This is a genomic window from Thioalkalivibrio sp. ALE22, from assembly GCF_000381445.1.
GTDB lineage: Bacteria > Pseudomonadota > Gammaproteobacteria > Ectothiorhodospirales > Ectothiorhodospiraceae > Thioalkalivibrio.
This window is the reverse complement of the sequence record NZ_KB906500.1, coordinates 131,733-148,734: the sequence shown is the minus strand read 5'-3', so window position 1 is coordinate 148,734 and position 17,002 is coordinate 131,733. Positions and strand designations below refer to the sequence as shown.

At 68.7% G+C, this 17,002-nt stretch carries 14 protein-coding genes; 4 read left to right on the top strand and 10 right to left on the bottom strand.

Annotated elements, in window-relative coordinates:
• Nucleotide 1 precedes the first annotated feature (1 nt).
• The 8 genes from F793_RS0102365 to F793_RS0102330 form a co-directional block, all read right to left on the bottom strand.
• Entirely contained in the window at nt 2-883 is an 882-nt protein-coding gene (locus F793_RS0102365) for a prephenate dehydrogenase/arogenate dehydrogenase family protein (RefSeq protein WP_018866295.1), read from the bottom strand.
• The gene (gene hisC / locus F793_RS0102360) at nt 880-2,037 is read right to left on the bottom strand and encodes a histidinol-phosphate transaminase (protein ID WP_018882095.1); all 1,158 of its coding nucleotides are present in this window, start codon (nt 2,035-2,037) and stop codon (nt 880-882) included. The genes F793_RS0102365 and hisC overlap by 4 nt, the downstream gene beginning before the upstream one ends.
• Nucleotides 2,038-2,069: 32 nt before the next feature.
• Nucleotides 2,070-3,185 carry a prephenate dehydratase gene (pheA, locus tag F793_RS0102355; protein ID WP_018882096.1) on the bottom strand — a complete coding sequence of 372 codons (1,116 nt, stop codon included), beginning with the start codon at nt 3,183-3,185 and terminating at the stop codon, nt 2,070-2,072.
• 3 nt (nt 3,186-3,188) lie between these two features.
• Nucleotides 3,189-4,352 (bottom strand): phosphoglycerate dehydrogenase, encoded by a 1,164-nt coding sequence (locus F793_RS0102350; RefSeq protein WP_018882097.1) that lies wholly within the window; start codon nt 4,350-4,352, stop codon nt 3,189-3,191.
• Between the two features lie 49 nt (nt 4,353-4,401).
• Complete coding sequence (gene serC / locus F793_RS0102345; protein ID WP_018866291.1) at nt 4,402-5,484, bottom strand: 3-phosphoserine/phosphohydroxythreonine transaminase; 1,083 nt, start codon at nt 5,482-5,484, stop codon at nt 4,402-4,404.
• Nucleotides 5,481-8,099, bottom strand: a complete 2,619-nt coding sequence (gene gyrA, locus F793_RS0102340; protein ID WP_018879095.1) for a DNA gyrase subunit A — start codon at nt 8,097-8,099, stop codon at nt 5,481-5,483. Before gyrA ends, serC begins: the two co-directional genes overlap by 4 nt.
• A gap of 142 nt (nt 8,100-8,241) precedes the next feature.
• Nucleotides 8,242-9,318 carry an S-methyl-5-thioribose-1-phosphate isomerase gene (gene mtnA / locus F793_RS0102335; protein WP_018866289.1) on the bottom strand — a complete coding sequence of 359 codons (1,077 nt, stop codon included), beginning with the start codon at nt 9,316-9,318 and terminating at the stop codon, nt 8,242-8,244.
• Between the two features lie 4 nt (nt 9,319-9,322).
• Nucleotides 9,323-11,635, bottom strand: coding sequence for a DNA internalization-related competence protein ComEC/Rec2 (locus F793_RS0102330; RefSeq protein ID WP_051074724.1), 2,313 nt, complete (start codon nt 11,633-11,635; stop codon nt 9,323-9,325).
• Nucleotides 11,636-11,850: 215 nt separating this feature from the next.
• Here F793_RS0102330 and F793_RS0102325 point away from each other — a divergent pair, with 215 nt between their 5' ends.
• Nucleotides 11,851-12,438 (top strand): DUF2062 domain-containing protein, encoded by a 588-nt coding sequence (locus F793_RS0102325; RefSeq protein WP_018866287.1) that lies wholly within the window; start codon nt 11,851-11,853, stop codon nt 12,436-12,438.
• Nucleotides 12,439-12,457: 19 nt separating this feature from the next.
• Here the strand turns inward: F793_RS0102325 and F793_RS0102320 are convergent, their stop codons facing one another.
• Together F793_RS0102320 and F793_RS0102315 are read right to left on the bottom strand one after the other, a co-directional pair.
• Entirely contained in the window at nt 12,458-13,177 is a 720-nt protein-coding gene (locus F793_RS0102320) for an ABC transporter ATP-binding protein (protein ID WP_018882100.1), read from the bottom strand.
• Entirely contained in the window at nt 13,170-14,420 is a 1,251-nt protein-coding gene (locus tag F793_RS0102315) for a lipoprotein-releasing ABC transporter permease subunit (protein ID WP_018877378.1), read from the bottom strand. The genes F793_RS0102320 and F793_RS0102315 overlap by 8 nt, the downstream gene beginning before the upstream one ends.
• 123 nt (nt 14,421-14,543) lie before the next feature.
• Between F793_RS0102315 and F793_RS0102310 the strand changes: the two genes are divergently transcribed.
• The 3 genes from F793_RS0102310 to F793_RS0102300 are packed head-to-tail and all read left to right on the top strand — an operon-like array spanning nt 14,544 to nt 16,879.
• Nucleotides 14,544-14,891, top strand: a complete 348-nt coding sequence (locus tag F793_RS0102310) for a hypothetical protein (RefSeq protein WP_051074722.1) — start codon at nt 14,544-14,546, stop codon at nt 14,889-14,891.
• Nucleotides 14,888-15,961 (top strand): agmatine/peptidylarginine deiminase, encoded by a 1,074-nt coding sequence (locus F793_RS0102305; RefSeq protein ID WP_018882102.1) that lies wholly within the window; start codon nt 14,888-14,890, stop codon nt 15,959-15,961. The genes F793_RS0102310 and F793_RS0102305 overlap by 4 nt, the downstream gene beginning before the upstream one ends.
• 21 nt (nt 15,962-15,982) lie before the next feature.
• A complete protein-coding gene (locus F793_RS0102300; RefSeq protein WP_018882103.1) occupies nt 15,983-16,879 on the top strand; it encodes a carbon-nitrogen hydrolase in 897 nt (298 codons plus the stop codon).
• Nucleotides 16,880-17,002: the final 123 nt, after the last annotated feature.

Genomic DNA, 17,002 nt, shown 5'->3' with positions numbered 1-17,002 from the left:
TTCAGGTATCCAGTTGTGCATCCGCGGGGTCGCAGAGGCGATCGCGGGTTTCCTTGGCATGTTCAAAGCTTTGTTCGATGGTGGCGGCATCGCCGCGTTCGATCGCGCCGCGCAGCGTCTCGAGGTCGTTCTGGTATTGCCCGATGACCTCGAGGATGGCGTCGCGGTTGGCCAGGCAGATATCGCGCCAGACCACCGGGTCACTGGAGGCGATGCGCGTGAAGTCGCGAAACCCGCCGGCGGCGTAGTGAAAGATCTCGTCGCGTTCGCTCATGTTCGCCAGCGACGAGACCAGCGTGAACGCCAGCACATGCGGCAGGTGGCTGGTCGCGGCCAGGACCCGGTCATGATGCGCCGGGGTCATGTATTCGACCCGCGCGCCGGCGGCCTGCCACATGGCCGCCACGCGGTCGGTGGCCAGCGGGTTGGTGGCATCGGCCGGCGTCAGGATCACCAGGCGATCGCGGAACAGACTGGGGAAGGCGGCCCCTACCCCGCTTTTCTCGGTCCCGGCGATCGGGTGGCCGGGCACGAAGGCGCGCGGGACCGCACCGAAGCCGGCGCCCACCGCATCGATCACTGCCTGCTTGCTGCTGCCCACGTCGGTTAGCGGGCTGTCCTCGGGCCAGGCGGCCGCCAGGTCGCGGGCGAGCGGCTCCATCGCGCCCAATGGCACGGCGAGCACGCCCAGGTCGGCGCCCTCCGCGGCCGCGGCGACGTCCGTGGTCCAGCGGTCGATCACGCCCAGCCGCTGAGCCTCGCGCAGGTTGTCGGCATTGCGCGAGCAGCCGACCACCTCGCGTACCGCGCCGGCCTCGCGCAGGGCCAGCGCCAGCGAGCCGCCGATCAGGCCGACCCCGAAGATGACCAGCCGTTCGATCACGCGAGGACCTTGTCGAGTGCCGCGAGGAAGCGGTCGTTGTCTTCCCGGGTCGAGATGGTGACCCGCAGGTGACCGGGCAGGCCGTAATTCTCCACCGGCCGCGTGATGACGCCCTCGCGCAGCAGGCCTTCGTATACCGGGGCCGGATCACGCCCGGTGTCAAAGGTCACGAAGTTCCCCACCGACGGAATCACACGCAGCCCCTTATCCCGCAGGGCCGCACTCACCTGCCGCAACCCGTCGCGGTTCACGGCCACCGATTTCTCCACATGCGCGGTATCGTCCAGCGCCGCGAGGCCCGCGGCCTGGGCAATGGCGTTGACATTGAACGGCTGTCGGACCCGGTTGAGCAGGTCCGCGACCGCCGGGGAACTGACCGCGTAGCCGAGGCGCAGGCCGGCCAGGCCCTGGATCTTGGAAAAGGTCCGGGTCACGATCAGGTTCGGATAGCGATCCAGCCACTGTGTGGTGTCGGGATACCCGGCCGCCTCGACGTATTCGAAATAGGCCTCGTCCACGACCACCACGGTGGTCGCCGGCATCGCCGCCACGAAGGCCTCCAGCGCCGAACCATCCAGCCAGGTCCCGGTCGGGTTGTTCGGGTTGGCCACGAACACCACGCGCACGTCGCCATCCACCCGTGCCCGCATGGCCTCGAGATCATGCCCGAAGGGCTGCTCCGGATGGTCCGCCCCCAGCGCGGGCGCGACCCGTGCCTCGGCATCCACCGCCTGGGTAACCAGCGGGTAGACGGCAAACGCATGCGCGGAGAACACGGCCGCCCGGCCCGGTGCCAGCCAGGTGCGCGCGACCAGCTCCAGCACCTCGTTGGAGCCGTTGCCGAGCGTGATCTGTTCCGGGGCGACGCCATGGCGCTCGGCCAGCCGGGCCTTCAGCTCGAAGCCGTTCCCGTCAGGATAGACATGCGCCTCGGCCAGCGCCACGCGGCCCGCCTCCACCGCACGCGGCGACGGACCCAGGGGGTTCTCGTTGGAGGCCAGCTTGATCGCCTGGCTAATCCCCAGTTCGCGCTCCAGTGCGGCCACGGGCTTGCCAGGCTGATACGGGCTGAGGCCCTGGACCCCGGCGACCGCCAGGGCCACGGGATCAAAGCCCGGGCCGGCCGCAGCGGATACGGAAGCGTTGGATGCCATGCGGGAAACCTCGGCGATGTCGAGTGGACGAGTCAGGTGGCGGCCTGGGGATAGCTCCCCAGGACCTTGACGGTATCGGCACTGGCGCGCAGCTGCTCCAGGCAGTCGCGGATCAGCGGGTCCTGCTGGTGCCCGACCAGATCGAGGAAGAACACGTAGTTCCACGGCGTGCAGCGTGAGGGGCGCGACTCGATGCGGGTCAGGCTGATGCCGGCCTCCGCGATCGGCTTGAGCAGCGAATACAGCGACCCCGGCCGGTTGGCGGTACTCAGCATCACCGATGTGCGGTCCGCCCCGCTGGGTTCCGTGGTCCCCGAGCCGATGATCAGGAAGCGCGTCGTGTTGTCGGCGCGGTCCTCCACATGCGGGGCCCGCACCGGCACGTTGTAGTGTTCCGCCGCCGCCTGGCTGGCCAGCGCCGCCGCGGTGGGATCCTGCGCCGCGATCTCGGCCGCCCGGGCGTTGCTGGAGACCGCCTCGCGCTCGGCATGGGGCAGCTCGCTATCCAGCCACTGGCGGCATTGCGCCAGCGCCTGCGCATGCGCGAGGACCCGCCGCACCTGCCCGAGATCCTCGGCCCGGGACAGCAGGTGGTGGTGGATCGGGGTCACGACCTCGCCACAGATCTGGAGGGAGGAATCCATGAAGCAGTCCACGGTGTGGGTGACGACCCCCTCGGAGCTGTTCTCGATGGGCACCACGCCGAACTGCGCGCGCCCGGTCTCCACCGCGCCGAACACCGCATCGATCGAGGCCAGCGGCTGGGTCTCGACGGCATGGCCGAAGTGCTTGCGCGCCGCCAGGTGAGTGAAGGTCCCCACCGGTCCGAGATAGGCGACATGGAGCGGATGCTCGAGCGCCAGGCACTCGGACATGATCTCGCGGAACAGCCGCGTGATGGCCTCGTCGGACAGCGGGCCGGGATTCCGTTCGCGCACCCGCCGCAGGATCTCGGCCTCGCGCTCCGGACGGTAGAACACCGGGTCGCTCTCCTGGCTGCGCTTGACCCGCGCCACCGCCTCGGCGCAGCGGGCGCGCTCGCTCAGCCGCTCCAGGAGTTCGGCATCCAGCGCGTCGATACGCGCGCGCAGGGCCGCGAGGTCTTCGCGGTCCTCGGCGGATGGCGACGAATACGGATCCCCGGCCATCGCCTACAGCACCCGGGCCCGCAGCACGCCGTCGATCCGGTGCAGGGCGTCCAGGGTCTCCGCGTTGGGGTGGCCGTCCACGTCCATCAGGGTGTAGGCCAGATCGCCACGGGAGTCATTCATCAGGTGCAGGATGTTGATATTCGATTCGCCCAGCGTGTGTGAGATGCGCCCGACCCGGTCCGGCAGGTTCCGGTTGATGATCGCGATGCGGGTATCTCCCTTGCGGTCCAGTACCAGGGTCGGCAGGTTCACGGAGTTCACCACGTTGCCGTTCTCCAGGTAGTCCCGGAGCTGGTCGGCGATCATGACCGCGCAGTTCTCCTCGGATTCGGTCGTCGAGGCGCCCAGATGCGGCAGGGTGATCACCCGCGGGTGGCCCACCATGCCCTGTACCGGAAAGTCCGTGATGTAGGCATGCAGTTGATCCGCATCCAGTCCTTCCCGCACGGCCGTGTCATCGACGATCCCCTCGCGGGCCAGGTTGAGCACCATCGCCCCGGGGTTCATGCCGGCCAGCGTCTTGGCGTTCACCAGATTGGCGGTATTCTCGGTCAGCGGCACGTGTACGGTGACGGCGTCGGCCCCTTCCATGGCCGCCTCTACCGAGCGCGCCCGCTCGATGCCGGAATCCAGGCGCCAGGCGTTTTCCACCGTGACCTTGGGGTCGAAGCCGACCACTTCCATGCCCAGCGCACGGGCGGCGTTGGCGACGCCGACCCCGATCGCCCCAAGGCCCAGGACGGCCAGACGCCGGCCCGGCAGTTCGAAGCCGGTGAACTTCTTCTTGCCCTGTTCCACCGCGGACATGAAATCTTCCTTCGAGGGGTCCAGCTCCTGCACGTAGCCAGCCGCCGGCAGCAGGTTGCGGGCACCCAGCAACAGCCCGGCGATGACCAGTTCCTTCACCGCATTGGCATTCGCGCCGGGGGCGTTGAACACGGCCACGCCGCGCTCGGACAGGGCCGCCACCGGGATATTGTTGACCCCGCTCCCGGCGCGCCCCACCGCCAGGACCGAATCCGGGATCTCCACCGAATGCAGGTCGAAGGAGCGCAGCATCAGCGCGTCCGGCTGATTGATATCCGAGGCGACCTCGTAATGGTCACGCGGGAAACGATCCAGCCCGCGCACGGCGATGTTGTTGTAGGTCTGAATCCGGTACATCACGACCTCCTCGTCCGGTAGCGTCCCCGGCAACAGCGATTCGACGGGATCAGGCGTGGCGGTTCTCGAAGTCCGCCATGAACTCGATCAGCGCATCCACGGCGCTCTCCGGAACGGCGTTGTAGATGCTGGCGCGCATGCCGCCCACCGACCGGTGGCCCTTCAGCGAGGACAGGCCGGCCGCATCGGCCTCGTTCAGGAAGGACCCGTCCAGGGCGTCGTCCGCGAGGATGAACGGCACGTTCATCCAGGAGCGGGCCGCGGGCTCCACCGGGTTCCGGTAGAAGGCGGAATTGTCGATGTACTGGTACAGCTTGGCCGCCTTGCGCTGGTTGATCTCGGCCATCGCCTCCAGGCCGCCCTGCTCCAGCAGCCACTCGAATACCAGCCCGGCCAGGTACCAGCCAAAGGTCGGCGGGGTGTTGTACATCGAGTCATTCTTCGCCTGCAGGGCCCAGTCCAGCACCGCCGGCACGGGTGCCTGGCGCTCGCGTTCCAGCAGGTCGTTGCGCACGATCACCACGGTCAGGCCGGCCGGGCCGATATTCTTCTGCGCCCCGGCATAGATCACGCCAAACTTCGAGACATCGATCGGGCGCGACAGGATGGTCGAGGACATGTCCGCGACCAGCGGCACGTCACCCACATCCGGGATATCGGGAAACTCCACGCCGCCGATGGTCTCGTTCGGCGTGTAGTGCACGTAGGCGGCATTGGGGTCCAGGTTCCAGGAGGCACGATCCGGGATCGAGTCGTAGCCGCTTGCCTGCGAACTCGCCACGATGTTCACCGGCCCGTATTTCTGGGCCTCCTTGATCGCCTTGCCGGACCAGGCCCCGGTATCGATGTAGTCGGTGCTCTGGCCATTGGCCAGGTTCAGCGGGATGGCCGCGAACTGTCCGGTCGCCCCGCCCTGCAGGAACAGGACCGAATAGTTCTCGGGGATGTTCATCAGCTTGCGCAGGTCCTGCTCGGCCTTCTCGGCCACGGCCATGAACGGCTTGCCGCGGTGACTCATCTCCATCACCGACATCCCGGACCCGCGGAAGTCCAGCAGCTCGTCACGCGCCCGCTCGAGTACCGCCTGCGGCAGGGCCGCCGGCCCCGCGCTGAAGTTCATCACTCGCGTCATGCCTGTTCTCCATCGTCGCTGGATTCGGGACCCGTCTCCGGGTCCGCCCCGGTTTCCATCTCGTCGGATTCTTCGTCGCCGGCCTCGCCCTGCAGCTGGGCCACACGGGCCAGCTCGACCAGGTTCTCGCCTTCGTCAAGCCGAATCAGCCGCACGCCCTGCGTATTGCGCCCGATCAGCGGAATTTGATCCACCGGCGTGCGCACCAGGGTCCCGCCGTTGGTGATCAGCATCACCTCGTCATCGTCCAGGACCCGCGAAGCCCCGACCAGCGGGCCGTTGCGCCCCTCGGTCTGGATCGCGATTACGCCCTGACCGCCACGGCGGTGGACCGGGAACTCGTCGAAGCGGGTGCGCTTGCCGTAGCCATGCTCGGTCGCCAGCAGCGCCGATCCCTCGTCCACATTCAGCAGGGCAATCACCCGGTGATCGCCTTCCATGCGCACCCCGCGCACGCCACAGGCGGTGCGCCCCATGGCGCGCACGTCGCTCTCGTGGAAGCGCACGGCCTTGCCGGCCGTGGTCACCAGCATCACGTCGAGGGTGCCGTCGGTCAGGGACACGTCCACCAGGTGGTCGCCCTCGCGCAGATCCACCGCGATGATGCCGGAGGCCCGGCGGCGCGAGAAATCCGTCAGCGGTGTCTTCTTGACTGTCCCCTGCGCGGTGACCATGAACACATAGTGGTCCGGGTCGTATTCGCGCACCGGCAGGATCGCGTTGATCCGCTCGTCGGACTCCAGCGGCAGCAGGTTCACGATCGGCTTGCCGCGCGAGGCGCGCGAGCCCTGCGGCAGCTCGTAGACCTTCAGCCAGTACACCCGACCCCGGCTGGAGAAGCACAGGATCGTGTCGTGGGTGTTGGCCACCACCAGACGGTCGATGAAGTCCTCTTCCTTGAAGCTGGTCGCGGCCTTGCCACGCCCGCCCCGGCGCTGCGCGCGGTAGTCCGCCACTGGCTGGTACTTCACGTAGCCGGCGTGCGAGAGCGTGACGACCACGTCCTCCTCGCCGATCAGGTCTTCCAGGGTCAGGTTGGCCTGGCGTTCGCGGATCTCGCTGCGGCGCTCGTCGCCAAACTGTTCGGCCACGGCCAGCAGCTCGTTGCGGATCTCCAGTTGCAGGCGATCGCCGGAGCCGAGGATATCCAGCAGGTCGTCGATCAGCTCCAGCAGCTCGCGGTACTCGTCCAGGATCTTGTCCTGTTCCAGCCCGGTCAGGCGGTGCAGGCGCAGGTCCAGGATCGCCTGTGCCTGGGCCTCGGACAGGCGATAGCCGTCGTCGCCCACGCCGTATTCCGGCGCCAGGTCCTCCGGCCGCGAGGCGCTGGCCCCGGCGCGGTCCAGCATGTCACTGACCACGCCCAGCGGCCAGCCGCGGGCCAGCAGGCCGGCCTTGGCCTCGGCCGGGTTGGGGGCGGCACGGATCAGCTCGATCACGGGATCGATGTTGGCCAGCGCGATCGCCAGGCCTTCCAGAATATGGGCGCGCTCCCGGGCCTTGCGCAGATCGAAGATCGTGCGCCGGGTGACCACCTCGCGACGATGCCGCAGGAACGCCTCCAGCACCTGACGCAGGTCCAGCACCTTCGGCTGTCCGTCGACCAGGGCGACGATGTTGATGCCGAAGACGTTCTGCATCTGGGTGTGCATGTACAGGTGGTTCAGGACCACCTCGGCCATCTCGCCACGCTTGAGCTCGATGACCAGACGCATGCCGTCCTTGTCCGACTCGTCGCGCAGCTCGGAGATGCCCTCGATGCGCTTCTCCTTCACCAGCTCCGCGATCTTCTCGGTCAGGCGTGCCTTGTTCACCTGGTAGGGCAGCTCGGTAACCACAATCGCCTCGCGCTGGCCACCCTCCAGCGGCTCGACATGCGAGCGTGCCCGGATCAGGACCCGGCCGCGACCGGTACGGTAGGCCTCGCGAACGCCCTCGATGCCGTTGATGATGCCGGCCGTCGGGAAGTCCGGGCCCGGCAGGTGTTCCATCAGACCATCGATGGAGATCTCGGGGTCGTCGATCAGGGCCACACAGGCGTTGATCACCTCGCGCAGATTATGCGGCGGGATGTTGGTCGCCATCCCCACCGCGATCCCGGCGGAGCCGTTGACCAGCAGGTTGGGGAACTTGCTCGGCAGCACCGCCGGCTCGCTCTCGGAGCCGTCGTAGTTGTCGATGAAGTCGACGGTTTCCTTGTCGATGTCGGCCAGCAGTTCCGCCGCGATGCGCGCCATGCGCACCTCGGTGTACCGCATGGCCGCCGGGGAGTCGCCGTCGATGGAGCCGAAGTTGCCCTGCCCGTCGGCCAGCATGTAGCGCATCGAGAACGGCTGCGCCATGCGCACGATGGCGTCGTAAACGGCGGAATCGCCATGCGGGTGGTACTTACCGATCACGTCACCGACCACACGCGCCGACTTCTTGTAGGGCTTGTTGTAGTCGTTGCCCAGCTCGCGCATCGCGTAGAGCACGCGGCGATGGACCGGCTTGAGGCCGTCACGGACATCGGGGAGGGCCCGGCCCACGATTACGCTCATTGCGTAATCGAGGTAGGACTGCTGCATCTCGTCTTCGAGATTGACCGGGAAGATTTCCTTGGCAAATTCAGCCATCGAGGGTTACGCCGTCCGTCTGAACAAGCTCGCGATCATACCACAGGGGTAACCACTGGGGCTCGGCTTTTCGCGCCTCAAAACGGTTCTCCGGGCCTCTCAGGCCCGAAGACCGTCCACCGGGGGCGCGTTTGAGCGCTCGTCAGTGAGCGGATGCGAGCGTCTCCGGGGCCGTGGGCTCGCGCAGCGCCGCGAGCCGCTCCGCCGTCGGCGCCTCCACGACCCCGCGTTCGGTGACGATGGCATCGATCAGCTCCGCCGGGGTCACGTCGAAGGCCGGGTTGTAGCCTCGGGCGCCTTCGGCCGCCACGCGCTGACCCGCCAGCGCCAGCACCTCGTCCTCGCCGCGCTGCTCGATGGGGATACCGGTCCCGTCCGGCATCTCGAAGTCGATGGTCGCGACCGGCGCGGCCACCATGAACCGGACCCCGTGGGCACGCGCCAGGAGGGCCAGGCCGTAGGTCCCGATCTTGTTTGCGGTGTCGCCATTGGCGGCGATCCGGTCCGCCCCGACAATCACCCAGCCGACGCGGCCCGAGCGCAACAGGCTGGCCGCGGCGCCTTCGCACAGCACCTGTACGGGGATCCCGTCATGTACCAGCTCCCAGGCGGTCAGGCGGCTCCCTTGCAGCCAGGGCCGGGTCTCGTCGGCGAAGACCTCCTCGATCCGTCCGGCATCCCAGGCGGCGCGGATCACGCCGAGGGCCGTGCCGTAGCCCCCGGTGGCCAGCGAGCCCGTGTTGCAGTGGGTCAGCACCCCCTGCCCCGGCTCGATCAGCCTCGCGCCGAGCGCGCCCAGCCGCCGGTTGCCGGCGATGTCCGACTCGAGCATCCACTCCGCCTCGGCCTGCGTCGCCGCGACCGCCGCCTCCGCGGACGGGCTCGCGTCCACCAGCGCCTGCATGCGATCCAGCGCCCAGAACAGGTTCACCGCCGTGGGACGCGCCGCGCGCAGGGTTTCGATATCCGCCGCAATGCTCGCACGCCAGTCGTCCCGCCCGGTCGCCCGCTGGCAGGCCAGTACCACCCCGAAGCCCGCGGTAATCCCGATCGCCGGCGCCCCGCGCACCACCATGTCGCGGATCGCGGCGGCCACGGCCGGCGCATCCCGGTAACGCTGCCAGAGGTTCTCGCCCGGCAGCCGACGCTGGTCGAGCAACTGAAGTTCGCTGTGGTGAAAGCGAATCGGGCGAATGGTGTCGGAGTGTTCACGGTTCATCCCGTCATTCTACCAGCCCGCCTGCGGTTTCGGGCCCGCGCGGACAGCCTGGCGGCAGGGGCGCTCCGGCGTCTGGCGCGGGCCGCCACAACCGCCGGGAACCCGCCCGGTGGCCGGGCCCGACCTTCAGTTCCGTATCCGCCTCAAGCCGCAGGGCCCCCTGGCGGCCGGTCTCCTGCAGCGGGACGCAGGCCCTGTCCAGGCGCTGGCGTGCCGCGCCGGCCAGCCCCCTGCCCTGCGCATCGGTGCTGGCCCAGGCCATGGCGGGGCGGGCGTCCTGCAGCCAGCCGCGGCTCAGGCTGTCGGCGCCGGCCCCGCGGGGCACGACCAGCAGGTCGCTGCTTCGCTGTTCCGCCCCTTCCTGCATCAGCACGGCCTCGCCCAGGCCGCCGAGCCCGCCGGTTAGTACCAGCCGAACACCCCCAGCCGTCTCCACCGCCAGCACGCAGGAGGCCGAGGCGCTCCCGTCCCAGCCGGCGGGTGGATGGAGAATCTCGAAATCGACGCCATCCCATTCCCAGACCTCGCCTGCCTCGCAGGGCCGTTCCCCGGGTCCTTGCGGGCGGCGCCGCAGGACCTCGCCCACAGGTAGCGTCGCGCGTACGGCGGCGGCCCCGCCGGAATGCGCGGCATGCTCGTGGCTCAGGATCATGCGGTCCAGGCGGCGTACCCCCTCCGCACGCAGGCTCGGAATCACGATCTGATCCCCCGCGCTGTAGCCCCCGGCGCGCCCGGGACCGGCATCCCATAACAACGCATGGTGGCGGGTCTGCAGCAAGAGCGATTGCCCGTTCCCTACATCCAGCAGCAGCGCCCGTGCGCTGCCCGCATCGATCTGCGGACGCATGGGCAGAGCCAGGGCGATGCCGGCCAGCACCACCCACGGAGCGGCGAGGCGCAGGCGCGGCAGCAAGGCGACCAGCACCGCGACCCCGCCCAGGAGGCTGGCCGCCAGCGGCACCCGCCGCTCGTCCACCAGCACGGGCACGTGCGAAAGGCCGTCCAGTAGCCCGACCAGCAGCATCAGGATCCCGTCGCCGAGATGCAGGAACGGCTGGCCGAGCGGTGCCCACAATGCCGCCAGACCGGCCCCGACCAGCAACAAGGGCAGCACCAGAAGGCTGATCACCGGCACCGCCACCAGATTGGCGACGGGCGCCACCCAGGAGCCCAGCTGGAACCAGGCCAGGCTGAGGGGAAGCATGGCCAGCGCGAGCATCACCTGAATGCTGCCGGCCGCGCGCCAGCCCGGACGGCCCGAACGGCCCTGCAACAGCAGAAGAATCACCGCCACGGCGCCAAAGGAAAACCAGAAGCCCGGGGCCAGCACACTGGTCGGCCGCCACAGCACCACCGCGATGGCCGCCAGCATCAGTCCGCGCCAGGCAAACGCCTCGCGCCGCCACAACAGCGCGGCCATAAAAGCCGCCAGCATAATCAGCGCGCGCTGGGTCGGAATGCTGAAGCCGGCCAGCGCGGCATAGAGCGCAGCCCCGGCGAGGCCCGTCAGCGCCATGAAGGCCGGCTTGCGTATCCGCGCCTGCACCGGGACGAGACCGGACCAGGCAAGCCCCGCGAGCAATCCGACAAACCCGGCGACGAGGCCGACATGCAGGCCCGAGATCGCCATCAGGTGGTTGGTCCCGGTCCGCAGGAAGGCCTGCCACTCCTCGTCGGTCATGCCCTGCCGGTCGCCGATGACGAGGGCCTGCACCAGGCCGGGGTGGCGCAGGCCCGGGGCCGCCTGTTCCAGGCGCTCGCGCAGCGCACCGCGCATGCGATGCAACCCGGCCCGCCAGCGGGCGTCCCGAATCCGTGGTGCCCGGGCGTCCTTTAACGCCTTGAAGTCGAGCAGTGTCGCGGATCCATGCAGGCCCTCGCGGTAGTACCAGCCGGCACGATCGAACCCACCCGGATTCGCCGGCCCCCGGGCCGGCCGCAGGCGCAGGGTCATGTAGCCATACGATCCCGCCTCGAGCTCGGGGCGCGCGGGGTACGTCGAAACCAGCAGTTCGCGCGCCCGAAACGCTTCCGGTCCCGATCGGGTCGCGGCCACCCGTATCCGGAAACGGCTGCGACGTTCGCCATGTTCCGGCAGACTGATGATCGTGGCGAACACGGTGGCCTCCTCCCCGGCCAGGGCGGGAGGCAGCGCATGTTCCAGCCAGGTGTCCGCGTTCTGCTGGACCAGCCCCCAGGCGAGCAGCGCACCCAGCGCCAGCGTCCAGGGCCAGAGGCCCGGATAGCCGAGGCGCCGCAGGCCGGCGCTGGCGCCCGCGGTGGCCAGGAACAGGGCCAGCATGGGGCCGGGCATCAAAGGAACCGGTTCGGGCAGCCGGTGAAGGCCCCACGCCGCCGCGATCAGCCCGAGGGCAAAGCCGGTCACAAAAGGCCCCGTTGACCAGGCGCCATGGCCGGACCGGATGTGGCTTGCCCCGCCGACCATGGTCCCGCACGTACAATAGCGGCGAGAATGCACGGCAGGTGCGCGGCAGCGCGCCCACGCACGACGGACCATCGGCAGCCCGGTACATGGCAAGACACATCATCAAAAAGATGTTTCCCGGCATGGAACACATGCGCGGGCACAAGGCGCTCGCCCCGCTGGGGCCGCGCCTGGGTTCGCCGGATTTGTGGCATCTGAACCGCCGCTCCGTGGCTGGTGCGTTTGCCGTCGGGCTCTTCGTGGCCTTCCTGCCACTGCCCATGCAGATGCTGATCGCGGCCGCCGTGGCCGTGCTGGTCCGTGTCAATCTGCCGATCTCGGTGATCCTGGTCTGGATCTCCAACCCGGTCACCATGCCGCCCATGTTGTATCTGGCCTACACGATCGGACGCAAGCTACTCGACGAACCGCGCCGCGACATCCATCTGGACTGGAGCTGGGAGTGGTTCTCCACGGAGCTGCTGACGATCTGGCAGCCCCTGCTCCTGGGCAGCGTCCTGCTCGGCGCGGCAGCCGGCCTCTCGGGGTACTTGCTGGTGCGTTTCCTGTGGCGGCTGAACGTCGTCCAGCGCGTGCGCAGCCGGCGTTACCTGCGACGGCTGCGCAAGGAAATGGCGGAACGCCAGGCGGCCGCGCGGCGGGATGGCCGCCCGCCGGATGACCGGGGCGCCTGAAGCGAGAGAGGCGCGCGGTCTATTCGTGTGTGGCGAGCTGGCCGTCGAACGGTTGCAGCTCCAGGTGGCCCTTGACCAGTTGGACCGAGCGATCAAGCTCGCGCGCCAGGGTGATGTCGTGGGTCACCAGGGCCAGAGCGGTCCCGGTGGAACGGTTCATCGCGCGCAGCAACTCGAACACCTGCGCCGCCCGTTCCTGGTCCAGGTTGCCGGTGGGTTCGTCCGCCAGGATGGCCGAGGGGCGCGTCACCAGCGCCCGGGCGATCGCGACCCGCTGGCGTTCGCCACCGGAGAGCTCCGCGGGTTTGTGTTCCAGGCGGGGTTCCAGGTCCACCTGTCCCAGCCAGTGGCGTGCCTCAGCCCGGGCCCTGCGGTTGGAGACCCCGCGGATGAGCAGCGGCAGGGCCACGTTCTCCGCCGCGGTCAGCTCGGGCAGCAGATGGTGAAACTGGTAGACGAAGCCGAGGTGCTGGTTGCGCAGGTGGCCACGTCTAGCCTCGCTCATGCGGGTCCAGTCCGTTCCCAGCAGGCGCACGGACCCCGCCGTCGGGCGGTCCAGCCCGCCCAGCAGGTGCAGCAAGGTGCTCTTGCCGCTCCCCGAGGCCCCGATGATCGCCGTCTGGTCGCCGGGCTGCAGGGCAAAGTCCACCCCGCTGAGAACGGCCACGTCCAGCTTGCCGTCGCGGAAACGGCGCTCCAGACCGACCGCCTCGAGGACCGGGGTGTCGTGATCAGTCATAGCGCAGCGCCTCCGCCGGCTGGGTGCGGGCGGCACGCCAGGCCGGGAACAGTGTGGCCACCACGGTCAGCAGGAAGCCGAGCACCCCGACCCGGAGCACATCCGCAAGCTTGAGCTCCGAGGGCAGGTCGCTGATGTAGTACACCTCGGCGGACAGGAACTCGATGCCGGAGACCCGCTCGATGAAGGGGACCACCACGTCGATGTTCGCGGCCAGCGACACCCCGGCGATGGTGCCCAGCAGGATCCCGATCGCCCCGATCACCACCCCCTGGACCATGAAGATCACCATGATCCCCGCCGGCGACAGCCCGAGCGTACGCAGAATGGCAATGTCTCCCTGCTTGTCGGTGACCAGCATGATCAGGGTCGAGACGATGTTGAAGGCCGCGACCGCGACGATCAGCGACAGGATGATGAACATCACCATCTTTTCCATCTGGATCGCGCGGAACAGGTTGGCGTGCTGGCGTGTCCAGTCGGACACCCGGAAAAGCCCGTCCAGCTGGGCCGCCACATCGCGGGCCACCACACCCGCTTCCATCATGTCGGTCAGGCGCAGCCGCAGCCCGGTCACCTGTTCGCCCATCTGGAACACCGCCTGGGCGTCTTCCAGGTGGATGAACGCTGTCCCGCGGTCGTACTCGTACATCCCCACCTCGAACAGGCCGGAGACCTCGAAGCGGCGCATGCGTGGCATCACGCCGGCCGGCGAGACCGAGGCCTGAGGCGCCATCAGGATGATCGAGTCGCCGACCCGGACGCGCAGTTCGGCCGCCAGTTCCCGCCCGAGCACCACCCGGTAGCGCCCGCCCTCCAGGCTGCCCAGCTCGCCCTGCAGCATGTGCTCGGCAATGCGCGCGACGCGCTCCTCTGCCTCGGGCTCCACGCCCCGGATCAGTGCCCCGGAGATATTCCCGCGCGCACTCAGCATGGCCTCGCCCTGGACATACGGCGCGGCCGCGACCACGCGCTCGTCGATCTCCGGCGCCTCGCGCTGCAGGCGTTCCCAATCCCGCAGCCCGCCATTGGCCTCGCGGATTGTGGCATGCGAGGCCATGCCCAGGATGCGGTCGCGCAACTCGCGTTCGAACCCGTTCATCACCGACAGCACCGTGATCAACGCCATCACGCCCAGGGCCAGCCCGATGATGGACACCACCGAGATGAACGAGATGAAGTGATTGCGCCGCTTCGCGCGCGTGTAGCGCAGGCCGATGGCGAGGGTCAGGGGGCGAAACATCGCGAAATCATGCCAGAGATACCCGTTCGCGCCTATAGCCCGGCGGACCTGCGTTGAGGGAGGGGAGGCATGGCGTCACGCTAGACGCTACCATGGGACTGTCCAGCAAACGGAGAGTCGGCCATGCCAGGGAAATGCAACGCCTCTAACCCCACCCCGAAGACCACTGTGCGCACCGTCGCCAGCGCCCTCGTCCTGGCATTGTTTGCCGGGGCCATGGCGACTGCATCGGCCGACATCCTGCGCGGTCCCGATGGTGGATTCACCGTGAAGGAACGCGAAGGGGTTCCCACCCGTGGCCAGACCCAGGCCGCGGTAATCCGCCAGCACGGCGAGCCCGAGCGACGCCATGCCACGGTGGGCGACCCGCCGATTACGCGCTGGGACTACGCCGACTTCTCCGTGGTGTTCGAGGGCGAATACGTCCTGCACAGTGCCGTGCGCAACGGATCCAGCGCCGATCGTCCATGAGCACCGGGGAAACCGGCCCGACAATGACGCAACGCCGGCTCCCGGCCGAATGGGAGCCCCAGGGCGCGATCCAGCTCACCTGGCCGCATGATGACACCGACTGGGCCCCGGTCCTGGAACAGGTGCATCCGGTGTTCGCGCTGATCGCGGCGAGCATCAGCCAGTTCGAGCCGGTCATCATCGTCGCGCGCGACCCCGAACACATCGAGGAGATCTCCGGCTTTCTTACCGAGACCGCGATCCGTCCGGATCGCCTGTGGTTCGCGCTGGCCCCCAGCAATGACACTTGGGCGCGCGATCATGGCGCGATCACCGTATTCGATGGCGACCAGCCGCGCCTGCTGGACTTCACCTTCAATGGCTGGGGGGGCAAGTATCCCGCGGACCTCGACGACGGCATCACCCGGGCCCTCGCGAGCCAGGGCGTCTTCGGGAGCTGCGTGCCGGAGCCGACCGGTCTGGTCCTGGAAGGAGGCTCCATCGAATCGGACGGCGCCGGCACCCTGCTGACCACCGCGCGCTGTCTGCTCTCCGCCACCCGGAACCCGCAGCTGGATCGCGCGGGCATCGAGCAAAGCCTGGCCCGATGGCTGGGGGCCCGGCGCGTGCTCTGGCTGGAACACGGCCAGCTGGAGGGCGACGACACCGACGCCCATATCGACACGCTGGCGCGCTTCTGTGCGCAGGACACCATCGCCTATGTCCAGTGCGACGACCCGCAGGATCCGCACTACCCGGAACTGCAGGCAATGGAACAGGAGCTACGGGCCCTGCGCCAGCCGTCTGGCGAACCCTACCGCCTGATCCCCCTGCCCTGGCCCGCCCCGATCTTCGAGGATGGCCGGCGACTGGCCGCGACCTATGCGAATTTCCTGATCCTGAACGGAGCGGTCCTGCTGCCGGTGTATGACGATGCCGCGGATGCCGTCGCCCGGGACCGGCTCGCCGAGGCCTTTCCGGGACGCGAGATCGTGGAAATCGACTGCCGCCCCATCATTCGTCAGGGTGGCAGCCTTCACTGCCTGACCATGCAGTATCCCGCGGCCGCCCTCGGCATCCCGCAGGAATAACCGCCAGCCCGAGTCCCCATCATGTCCCGTGACACCCTGTCCGTTGCCCTGATCCAGCACCAGGACGCCGGCAGCGTCGAGGCCAACCTCGACGCCACCGCTGCGGCCGTGGCTACGGCCGCGGCGAACGGCGCCCGCCTGGTGGTCCTGGCCGAACTGCATACCGGCCCCTATTTCTGCCAGACCGAGGATCTCGCCACCTTCGATGCGGCCGAACCGATCCCCGGTCCCAGCAGCGAACGCCTGGCGGCGATCGCGCGCGAGCACGGCGTGGTCCTCGTCGGCTCCCTGTTCGAGCGGCGCGCCCCGGGGCTCTATCACAACACCGCCGTGGTCTTCGAAACCGACGGCCGCCAGGTCGGCACCTACCGCAAGATGCACATCCCCGACGACCCGGGTTACTACGAGAAGTACTACTTCACGCCGGGCGATACCGGCTTTGTGCCCATCGATACCTCCGTCGGCCGGCTTGGCGTCCTGGTCTGCTGGGACCAGTGGTATCCCGAGGCCGCGCGTATCATGGCGCTGTCCGGTGCCGAGCTGCTGATCTACCCGACCGCGATCGGCTGGGACCCGCAGGACACACCGGAGGAACAGCGTCGCCAGCAGGAGGCCTGGATCACTGTCCAGCGCGGCCACGCCGTGGCCAACAACCTCCCGGTGATCGCCTGCAATCGCACCGGCCACGAGCCCGACCCCTCGGGGCATTCGCCCGGCGCAACCTTCTGGGGTACGAGCTTCGCCGCCGGTCCGCAAGGCGAATTCCTGGCCCGCGCCGGCGAGGACGCGCCGGAGATCCTGGCTGTCGAGCTGGATCGTACCCGCACCGAGGCCGTGCGCCGCCAATGGCCCTTCCTCCGCGACCGCCGCATCGACGCCTACGCCCCCATCCTCAAGCGCTACATCGACCCCGACTGATTTCCCTGAACGCAAACAAAAGCGTTTACAGGAAGAAGGGAAGATTGGAAGGGGGATGATTTGAGCGGCCGCAGGGGCACGACAGGCGCCGTGTCAGGCAACGGCGTCCTCATGATTTCTTCG